Consider the following 9429-nt stretch of genomic DNA (forward strand, 5'->3'; position numbering starts at 1 on the left):
GCGCAGTCGACCCCCGGGCCTGCTTCACCCCGAGTTCCTTCTGGCCGCTGCATGCGACCAATCTGCGTTCAGTGGCCCGCTGACCTCTCCTGCACATGCCGCATCAAGTTCGTTGCCGGGCTTAGCTTTTGATCAATCAGATGGGCCACCCGGCGAAAGTTGAACGGCTTCCCACAGCTGGAGGAGCGCCTCCTGCTGTCGAGGCCCACTGAGGAGGATGCGGGGCAGCTGCTCGACCGATGCGTTGCTCGGATCCCACCTGTTGGACGTCGGGGTCATCGTGACCAGGAGCTTCGGGATAGGACTGACAAAGCCGAACCACCCGGTGAAGACCAGATCGGCCCATGCGATCTGCTGGTCGAACCGAAGGTCCGCGACGCGATCGATCGGTATGCGCTTGCGCGCCTGGGCACCTCGGCGTGCTGTCAAGAACCCATCGGCCACGGTGTAGATGACCCGACCGGGAATGAGCCACCAGATCAGTGCCACCACCGCGCCGACAGTTGCGGAAGCGACGGCGGCAAGAACGGCGGGGGCGGCGAGGAGGGACCACGTCGACTCTCCGTCCAGTGCCATGCCAACACCAACAACGGCACCGAGCAACGAGCCCAAACCTGCGAACTTGGCCAGGGCCAAGAGCGCAAGTCGCCGATCTGGCCGAACAGTCACGTAGCGATTGTGCACCCGTCCGCTTGCCCTGATCGCGGGCAACTGCCGCGCAGAGGACGCCTTCCCGGCTGGCGCTCGACCATGCCGCTGAGGGGAAGGTCCTTGTGGCTCCTACGCGCGCGCCTCAACGCCGTGAGAGACCGGCATGCTGGGGGGATGAGCGCTCAGGGCCCAGGTGCCGACGACGGGGATGACGCGCTGCGCACCCGAATCGTCGAGACTGTAGACGGGGGCAGCCTTGCGGTGCAGGAGCTGGGGCCGCCCGACGGGCCGCCGCTGTTGCTGCTGTCGGGGCAGGCCAACTCCCACCGGTGGTGGAGTCGGGTGCGTGACGAGCTGGCGGCCGAGCACCGCACGATCTCGTTCGACTACCGGGGGACCGGAGGTTCGAGCGGTGTCGAGGTCGGCGACCGCGACTGGTCGACGAGCTCGTTCGCGGCCGATGCGGCGCTGGTGCTCGACGCGTTGGCGGTCGAGCAGGCGTGCGTCTACGGCACGTCGATGGGCGGGCGGGTAGCCCAGATGTTGGCGCTCGATCATCCGGAGAAGGTGCACCGCCTCGCCTTGGCGTGCACCTCACCGGGCGGGTCGCTGGCCACCGAGCGGGACGCGCAGGTGCGGCGCGGCCTGGCCGACCCCGACTGGCCCGGCCGCCGGGAGTTCGTCGTCGGCCTCTTCTACAGCCCCGACGGCGCAGCGGAGTTCGGGCCCGGGTCGCCACTGCTCGGCGACCCCACGATGACGGCTGCGGCGGCGGGGGCGCACCTGAAGGCCAGCGCGCGGCACGATGCCTGCGAACGCTTGCGCGACATCGACTGCCCCACGCTCGTGCTGCACGGGGAGGAGGACGTCATGGTGCCCACCTGCAACGCCCCCGTACTCGCCGAGGAGATCTCCGGCGCCCGGCTGGCGCTCGTGCCGCAGGGGCGGCACGGCTTCTTCGAGGAGTTCGCCTGGATCGTCACGCCGGCCATCCTCGACTTCTTCGCCGAATAGCCGGCCCAGCTCAGTCGAGCGTGCCGGACTGCTCCAGGAGAAGGATCTGCTCGGCTGCCCACGGGCTCAGCAAGCGCGGCGCGGTCCGCGCGATGCGCACCACCTCGGCCCACGGCACCCAGGTGACCTCGGCGATCTCGGCCGGGTCGGGGCGCAGGTCGGTCGCGTCGATGCGGCCGAGGAAGACCGGGCAGATTTCGTGCTCGACGACCCCGCTGACGTCGACCGCCCGGTACCGATAGTCCGGCAGCGCGACGCGCAACTGGTGCGGCGGCGCACCGAGCTCCTCGCTGACCCGCCGCCGCACGGCCTCCTCGACCGGCTCGCCGGGGCGTGGATGGCCGCACGCCGAGTTGGACCACACTCCGGGCCACGTCGCCTTGCCCAGCGCCCGCCGCGTCAGCAGAAGTCGGCCCTGTCCGTCGAACAGGTAGCTGGAGAACGCCAGGTGCAGGGGAGTGTCGTGGCCATGCACACCGACGCGGTCCGCGCTGCCCACCACCGAGCCGTCGTCGGCCAGCAGCACCACGAGGTCGGCGGATTCGGTCTCGACGGCGGCAGGCAGAGTGCCGGGGGTGGTGTCGGTCGGATACACAATGGCCTTTCACACAAGGGAGTCCATCCACCCTAAGCGCCGTTGGACGGTGCTTCCTGTTGGGCGCTGTGCTCCCGGGCCGCCGTGGGCGGGCGCGGCGGACTTGATAGCGTTCTGGCACCCCGCGAACCGCCACCTCGCCGCGAGGGCGAGGCGCGTGACATCCCGGGAGCGGGGCAGGGAGTCAACTGATGAGCGCGCAGCAGCCCGCCGGCGGCACGGTGATCGACCAGAACGACGTCGGCGACCGCAGCGGCCCCGCGCGGCACCTGCCCGGCCTGCATCGCCTGGCGTGGGCATCCATGCTGGCCAACGGCCTGCTCATCGTGACCGGCGGGCTCGTGCGACTCACGGGATCAGGCCTGGGCTGCCCTACCTGGCCGCGCTGCACCGACGCCTCGTGGACCTCCACCTCCGAGATGGGCATCCACGGCGCCATCGAGTTCGGCAACCGGACCCTGACCTTCGTGCTCGTGGCCGTCGCCACCGCGACCCTCGTCTGGGGCTGGCGGGTGCGCCGGGAGTACCCCCGGCTGTTCGCGCTGACCGTCGTGCTGTGGCTGGGGATTCCGTTGCAGGCCGTCATCGGCGGCATCACGGTCCGCACCCAGCTCAACCCCTCGATCGTCGGCATCCACTACCTCATCTCCGCGGGCCTCGTTGTGCTCGCGATGCTGCTCGTCGAGCGCACCGCTCGCGCCATCGCGGGGCGTCCGCTGCTGACCGCGGCCACTCCGACACGCGTCGGGCTGGGGCTGCTGGCCGGTGCCACCGCCGCACTGTTGTACCTCGGGACACTGCTGACCGGCGCCGGCCCGCACTCCGGTGACTCCGGCGAGATCGCCCGGCACGAGCTGAACATCGAGGCCATGGCCAAGGCCCACGCGTGGGTCGCCATCGCCACCACGCTGCTCATCGTGGTGTGCCTGGTGCTCGTGCGGCGCGAGGCGCAGCGCCGCCCGGCGATGGGCCGCCTGACGATCCTCCTGGCCGTGATGCTGGCCCAAGGCGCGCTCGGCTACTACCAGTACTTCGCCGGGGTGCCCGTGCTGCCGGTGGCGATCCACCTGTTCGGCTCGGCCGTCATTGCGGCGCTGGTCGCCGGGAGCATCGAACGGGGCCTACGCGGCTGATCCGACCCGACCTCCAGGAGGCCAGTCGTGTACGAACTCTCCGACGATGAGGCGGAGATCGTCGCGCTCGTGCGCGAGTTCGTCGACCGCGAGGTCAAACCGGTCGCCCGGGAGTTGGAGCACGCGAACACCTACCCGCGCGACCTCATCGAGGCCATGAAGCAGATGGGCGTGTTCGGGTTGGCCATCCCGCAGCCGTGGGGCGAGGCGGCCGTCTCCACCCCCTGCTACGCGGCGATCACCGAAGAGTTGTCGCGCGGCTGGATGAGCCTGGCCGGTGCGATGGGCGGCCACACGGTCGTCGCCAAGCTCCTCCTCACCTACGGCACCCGAGCGCAGCAGGACCGCTGGCTGCCGCGCCTGGCCACCGGCGAGGTGCGCGCCACGATGGCGCTCACCGAGCCCGGCGGCGGCTCCGACCTGCAGGCGCTGCGCACCACCGCCAGGCGAGAGAACACCGACGATGGCGAGCAGTACGTCGTCAGCGGCACCAAGACGTGGATCAGCAACGCCCGCCACGCCGGGCTCGTCGCGCTGCTGTGCCGCACCGATCCGGGCGCGCAACCCGCTCACCGCGGCATCAGCATCCTGCTTATCGAGCCCGGGCCGGGATTCACGGTCTCCCGCGACCTGCCCAAGCTCGGCTATAAGGGCGTCGAGAGCTGCGAACTGTCGTTCCAGGACTACCGCACCCCCGTCGCCAGCCTGTTGGGGGAGTCGGAGGGGGAGGGGTTCGCGCAGATGATGCGCGGGTTGGAGATCGGCCGCATCCAGGTAGCGGCCCGGGCGTTGGGTGTCGGGCAGGCAGCGCTGGAGGATTCGCTGCGCTACGCCCAGGAGCGGGAGTCGTTCGGCAAACCCATCTGGCAGCACCAGTCGATCGGCAACTACCTGGCCGACATGGCCACCCAGCTGACCGCGGCCCGGCAACTCGTGGCCTACGCCGCCCGCTGCTACGAGGCCGGACGCGCCGACCTGGAAGCCGGGATGGCCAAGCTGTTCGCCTCCGAGACGGCCATGAAGATCGCCCTCGACGCGGTCCGCATCCACGGCGGCTACGGCTACTCCACCGAGTTCGACGTGGAGCGGTACTTCCGCGACGCGCCACTGATGATCGTCGGCGAGGGCACCAACGAGATCCAGCGCACCGTCATCGCCCGACAGCTCATCGCCCGCGACCGAGGCGCTCGCGGGTAGGGGCGAGCGAGTCCCCGCCCCAGCCGAGTTGTCACGATTGGGCGCGAGGTGTCGACATTTAGTGACAACTCGGCCGCAGAAACGACAACTCGACTTCACGAAAGTGACCGCTCGGGCGCGAAAGTGGCAACTCGCGCGCCGCTGGCTGCTGGGGGCGGCGGCGCGGCGGTTGAGGGGGCGCGCGAGGATCAGGGGGTGAGCGAGGTCATCGAACGCACCGAATGGTTGGCGCCCAGTCAGGCGGAGGCGCTGGCCCGACTGCTCGGGGTGCGCACGCCGCGGCCGGGTGAGGGGCTACCTCTGACGTGGCACTGGATCTACCTGCTCGAACGGCCCAGCACCACCGACCTGGGGCCAGACGGGCACCCGCTCGTCGGCATCCCCGCCCCGCCAGAACCCGGGCGACGGCGCATGTGGGCCGGGGGGAGCATCGAGTCGCGCGCGCCGCTGCTCGTCGGGCGCGAAGCGACCCGGCGCACCCGCGTTCTCGACCGCGTCGACAAACGCGGCCGCTCGGGGCGTCTGACGTTCCTGAGCGTCGGGCACGACATCGCCCAGGACGATCGCCTGTGCGTGCGAGAACGACACGACATCGTCTACCGCGACGCCGCCGCACCGACCGGCGACCCGCGGGCCGAAGCACCCCTCGGGCGGACCAGCCCGGCGGCGGAGGGCGAACTCGCCCTGACCATCACCCCGCCGCTGCTGTTCCGGTACTCGGCGCTCACCTACAACGGCCACCGCATCCACTACGACCGCGACTACGCGCGCGACGTCGAGGGCTACCCCGGGCTCATCACCCACGGCCCGCTGCAGGCGTGCCTCATGGCCGAGGCCGCCCGGGCCGCCGGTCTCGTGCCACCCGGGCCCGTTCGCTTCGACTACCGCCTCATCGCCCCGCTCTTCGACCACCAAGGCCTCGTCGCGGGCGCCGCCCCCGCGCAGGAGCCCGCCCCCGCGCAGGAGTCCGCCTCCGCGCAGGAGCCCGCCTCCGCGCAGGAGCCCGCCTCCGACGCAGCCAACGCCGTCGGCAGCACCGAAGACGGCGGCCATGTCGCCGCCGCGGGCCAGGTGACCCTCTGGGCCCGCGACCTCGCCGGCCGCCGCACCGCGCGGGGCACCCTGATCGCCGACTTGCCGCAGGCGCCATCGCTGCCGTAAGCACGGGGGATGGCTGGCATCGACAAGGCGACTTTCTTCGTACGCGGCAGAGTGCAGGGCGTGGGCTTCCGCTGGTGGACCCGCGCCAAAGCCAAAGAACTAGGGCTCGTCGGCTACGCGCGCAACCTCGACGACGGTCGCGTCGAGGTCTGCGCCCAAGGACCCGTTGCCGACGTCGAGACCCTGGAGCGCCTCCTCACCGAACAGCCCTCGACCAGCGGACGACCCGGCCGGGTCAACGGCGTGACCGCCCAATGGGGCGGACTGCGCAGCGATCTGAAGGGCTTCAGCGAGCAATAGCCGAACGAGAAAGAGCCGAGAGCAGGAGCCCACTGCACGCAACTGCGCACCGGCCGCACATGGCGACCGGTGCGCAGAATTGGCGCCGGCACGTGCCCGGCACCGGGCCAGCGATCAGCTCGTCGGCTGCGGCATGCCCGGCATCGTGGTGATCGAGGCGCTCGGCGGAGCGGCGATGTCGACCGGCTCGCCGTACTTGTCGAGCAGCATCGTGACCTTCGTGCCTTCGACGGTCATCTCCATCTGGCGCATCAGCTTGTCGTTGTCGACCCACACGTCGTACGGCACGGTCTGCGGGCCGGTCGCGTTCGGGGCGGGCGTCACGCCGGCGGCCTCGTTGGCCTTCGTCAGGTCGAGCTCCATCTGGTAGTGCTTGAGCTTCTGCCCGTCCTTGTCTTCCTCGCCGACGAACGTGATCTTGTTGACCGCGTCCTTGCTCATCCGCAGGCTCTCGGCCGGGTTCAGCAGCCGCTCGAAGTCGCCCCCACCGGCCTGCGTCAGTTGCTCCATCGGCATCTCGACGTACTTACCCCCGGCCTGCCCCGGCAGTTGCATGTACATCGTCTTGTTGACGAGCAGAACGTTGATGCCCTGACCTGTGGAGCCCGGCATCTCCATCGTCATCTTGGCCTTGAGATTGTCTTTGTCGGTCATGTCGCCGACGCCCGTGACCTTCATGTCCTGACCGCCCAGCGACATGGTCATCGTCATCGCGTACGAGCCCTTTTCGAGCATCGCCGCCTGCGTCTGCTCCATGAACGCGTCCTTGTCGACCTCCGCCCCGGCGGTCGCGTTGAACGGGTCGTTGCTGTCCTGAGCAGCCGCGGTGGTGTTGGTGCCGTTCGGCGTGGCCGAGTCGCCACCGGTGCTGCACGCCCCGAGGGACAGCGGCAGGATCAGGGCGGCGGCGACCGCCGCGGTGCGGATACGGACCTTCATACGGAATCGACTCCCTGAGGATGGTTCGTGGCGAGAGCGACCCCGCCTGGTCAGTTCCAGGGTACGGGCTGCGCCTCCCAAGGGCCTGTGTGCGCTGCCCGACCTGTGGGCAACGTGGGCGAGGCTGCCGGAAACCCGCCCGTTTGGTGGTTAGAGTCGACCCGATCCGAGGCCGACCGCCGGGCATGTGGATAACTCCTTCCCGCACCTCCGGCCGGCGCGGCGCGCGACGATAGCGAAGAGGGTGCGGTGTACGTCAAAAGCCTGACGATGCGGGGATTCAAGTCCTTCGCCTCGGCGACCCAACTGCGCCTCGAACCGGGCATCACCTGCATCGTGGGCCCCAACGGTTCGGGTAAGTCCAATGTCGTCGACGCGCTCGCCTGGGTCATGGGGGAGCAGGGCGCGAAATCGCTGCGCGGCGGCAAGATGGAGGACGTCATCTTCGCCGGCACCGCCGGGCGCCCACCGCTGGGCCGCGCCGAGGTGTCGATGACCATCGACAATTCCGATGGCGCGCTGCCGATCGATTACGCCGAGGTGACGATCAGCCGCACGATGTTCCGCACCGGCGGCTCGGACTACGCCATCAACGGCACCGCCTGCCGGCTGCTCGACATTCAAGAGCTGCTCTCGGACTCCGGCATCGGCCGCGAGATGCACGTCATCGTCGGCCAGGGCCAATTGGATGCGGTGCTGCGCGCCACCCCGGAGGAGCGGCGCGGCTTCATCGAGGAGGCCGCCGGTGTGCTCAAGCACCGCAAGCGCAAGGAGCGGGCGCTGCGCAAGCTGGAGGCGATGCAGGGCAACCTGACCCGGGTCGCCGATCTGACGACCGAGATCCGCCGCCAACTCGGGCCGCTGGGCCGACAGGCGGAGACGGCGCGCAAGGCCGCCGTGATCCAGGCCGACGTGCGCGATGCCCGACTGCGGCTGCTGGCCGACGACCTCGTGCAGCTGACGACCACGCTGGAGGCGGAGGTCGCCGACGAGACGGCGCTGCTGAACCGCCGGGCGGAGGTGGAGACGCAGCTCGCGCAGACCCGCACCCGCCTCAACACCCTCGAAGAGGCCGCTGGGTTGGCCGGGGCGCGGCTCGCTCAGGCGCAGGACCACGCGCACGCGCTGGCCGCCTGCCGCGATCGACTCCTGGCGCTCGGCCAGCTCGCCGCCCAGCGCACGCGGTTACTGGCCGACGCACCCGCGCTCGACCCCGCCGGGACTCGCGATCCCGCGCAGCTGTTCGCCCAGGCCGACCAGGCCGCTGCCACCGAGGCGGAGTTGACCGCCCGCGTGCAGGCCGACCGTCAGGCGCTCACCCAGGCCGGTCAGGCGCGCGCCCAAGCCGAGGAGGCGGCCGCCACCGAGAGCCGCCGGATCGCCGCCGCCGTACGCGCCGCCGCCGATCGTCGGGAGGGGCTGGCGAAGCTGGCCGGGCAGGTGGCCGCCCGCCGCAGCCGCATCGACGCCGGCGAGGCCGAGCTGGGGCGCCTGGCCGAGACCATCGAGAAGGCCCGCGCCCGCGGAGACGAGGCGCAGCGCGAATTCGCCGCCCTCGAGGGCGGGGTCGCCGACGCCGAAGAGGGAGAGGTCGGGCTCGACGAGGCGTACGAGGAGGCGGCGGCCGCCGTCGAGGAGCTGAGCGCCCGCGTCGAAGAGCTGAGCGCCGCCGAACGCGCCGCCCTGACCAGCCGCGACCAGGCCCGCGCCCGCCGCGAGGCCCTCGAGCTGAGCCTGCGCCGCAAGGACGGTGCCCAGGCGCTGCTCGACGCCGCAGCAGGAGAGGGCGACAACGCCTCGGGCGTGCCGATCGTCGGGGCGCTCGCGCAGCTCATCGACGTGCCGGCCGGCGACGAGGCCGCGCTGGCCGCAGCGCTGGACTGGGCCGCCGGGGCTCTCGTCGTCACCGACACGCACGCCGCTCGATCCGCCCTGGCGCTGCTGCGCGAGCAGGATGCCGGTCGGGCGTCGCTGCTGCTCGCCGATCCCGGCATCGACCCGCCGCCCGCTCCGGCGCACGAGCCTCCGGTCGGCTGCCGGCGGGCGCTGGCGGTGCTCCGCGTTGCCGACGCCGTGCCCGAACCCGCCCACGAGGGCATCGCCGCGGCCCTCGAACACCTCCTGGCGGCCACGGTTCTGGCGCCCGACGAGGCCGTCGCCGCCCACGCCGCCACGCTGGGCTGGCACGCCGCGACTCCCGAGGGCGACATCTTCGCCCCCAGCGGGGTGCGCGGCGGCAGTGCGGCCGCCCCCAGCCTCATCGAGCTGACGGCCGCCGCCGAGGACGCCGGGCGCGCCGAGAGCGGCGCCGAACACGACGCCCAGCGCGCCCGGTTCGCCCTCGAACAGGCCCGGCCGCGCCTGGAGCAGATGGCGCAGCAGGCGCAGGCGGCGCTGGCCGACCTCAACGCCTCCGACGCCCGGATGGCCGCGGTCGCC

9 protein-coding genes are annotated in these 9429 nt (G+C 71.3%); 6 read left to right on the forward strand and 3 right to left on the reverse strand.

The features are described 5' to 3' along the window. Positions 1–132: 132 nt before the first annotated feature. Complete coding sequence (locus KILIM_RS20930; RefSeq protein ID WP_157551876.1) at positions 133–636, reverse strand: hypothetical protein; 504 nt, start codon at positions 634–636, stop codon at positions 133–135. 189 nt (positions 637–825) lie between these two features. Here KILIM_RS20930 and KILIM_RS20935 point away from each other — a divergent pair, with 189 nt between their 5' ends. Then, on the forward strand, positions 826–1665 hold the full coding sequence (locus tag KILIM_RS20935; protein ID WP_006594760.1) for an alpha/beta fold hydrolase: 840 nt from the start codon (positions 826–828) through the stop codon (positions 1663–1665). Positions 1666–1675: 10 nt separating this feature from the next. Here KILIM_RS20935 and idi read toward each other — a convergent pair whose 3' ends face one another. Then, positions 1676–2260 carry an isopentenyl-diphosphate Delta-isomerase gene (idi, locus tag KILIM_RS20940; RefSeq protein ID WP_006594761.1) on the reverse strand — a complete coding sequence of 195 codons (585 nt, stop codon included), beginning with the start codon at positions 2258–2260 and terminating at the stop codon, positions 1676–1678. Positions 2261–2451: 191 nt separating this feature from the next. Here idi and KILIM_RS20945 point away from each other — a divergent pair, with 191 nt between their 5' ends. The 4 genes from KILIM_RS20945 (at position 2452) to KILIM_RS20960 (ending at position 6051) form a co-directional block, all read left to right on the forward strand. Beyond that, complete coding sequence (locus KILIM_RS20945) at positions 2452–3393, forward strand: COX15/CtaA family protein (RefSeq protein ID WP_006594762.1); 942 nt, start codon at positions 2452–2454, stop codon at positions 3391–3393. A 27-nt stretch (positions 3394–3420) separates the two neighbouring features. Then, entirely contained in the window at positions 3421–4590 is a 1170-nt protein-coding gene (locus KILIM_RS20950) for an acyl-CoA dehydrogenase family protein (RefSeq protein WP_006594763.1), read from the forward strand. A gap of 195 nt (positions 4591–4785) precedes the next feature. After that, a complete protein-coding gene (locus tag KILIM_RS20955; RefSeq protein ID WP_006594764.1) occupies positions 4786–5751 on the forward strand; it encodes an HTD2 family dehydratase in 966 nt (321 codons plus the stop codon). A gap of 9 nt (positions 5752–5760) precedes the next feature. Continuing rightward, positions 5761–6051, forward strand: coding sequence for an acylphosphatase (locus KILIM_RS20960; RefSeq protein ID WP_006594765.1), 291 nt, complete (start codon positions 5761–5763; stop codon positions 6049–6051). Between the two features lie 114 nt (positions 6052–6165). Here the strand turns inward: KILIM_RS20960 and KILIM_RS20965 are convergent, their stop codons facing one another. Then, positions 6166–6990 carry an SCO4651 family lipoprotein gene (locus KILIM_RS20965; RefSeq protein WP_006594766.1) on the reverse strand — a complete coding sequence of 275 codons (825 nt, stop codon included), beginning with the start codon at positions 6988–6990 and terminating at the stop codon, positions 6166–6168. 249 nt (positions 6991–7239) lie between these two features. On the opposite strand from KILIM_RS20965, the gene KILIM_RS20970 reads away from it, so the two are divergent. Next, positions 7240–9429 (forward strand): chromosome segregation SMC family protein (locus tag KILIM_RS20970; RefSeq protein ID WP_006594767.1); only part of this gene is annotated, 2190 nt, incomplete at its 3' end.

The organism is Kineosphaera limosa NBRC 100340, from assembly GCF_000298215.1.
GTDB lineage: Bacteria > Actinomycetota > Actinomycetes > Actinomycetales > Dermatophilaceae > Kineosphaera > Kineosphaera limosa.

What these genes read in the sequence shown, in the direction of transcription:
- KILIM_RS20935 (WP_006594760.1), top strand. Translation starts at nt 826, where the DNA reads ATGAGCGCTCAGGGCCCAGGTGCCGACGACGGGGATGACGCGCTGCGC.
- KILIM_RS20965 (WP_006594766.1), bottom strand. Translation starts at nt 6,990, where the DNA reads ATGAAGGTCCGTATCCGCACCGCGGCGGTCGCCGCCGCCCTGATCCTG.
- KILIM_RS20945 (WP_006594762.1), top strand. Translation starts at nt 2,452, where the DNA reads ATGAGCGCGCAGCAGCCCGCCGGCGGCACGGTGATCGACCAGAACGAC.
- KILIM_RS20960 (WP_006594765.1), top strand. Translation starts at nt 5,761, where the DNA reads ATGGCTGGCATCGACAAGGCGACTTTCTTCGTACGCGGCAGAGTGCAG.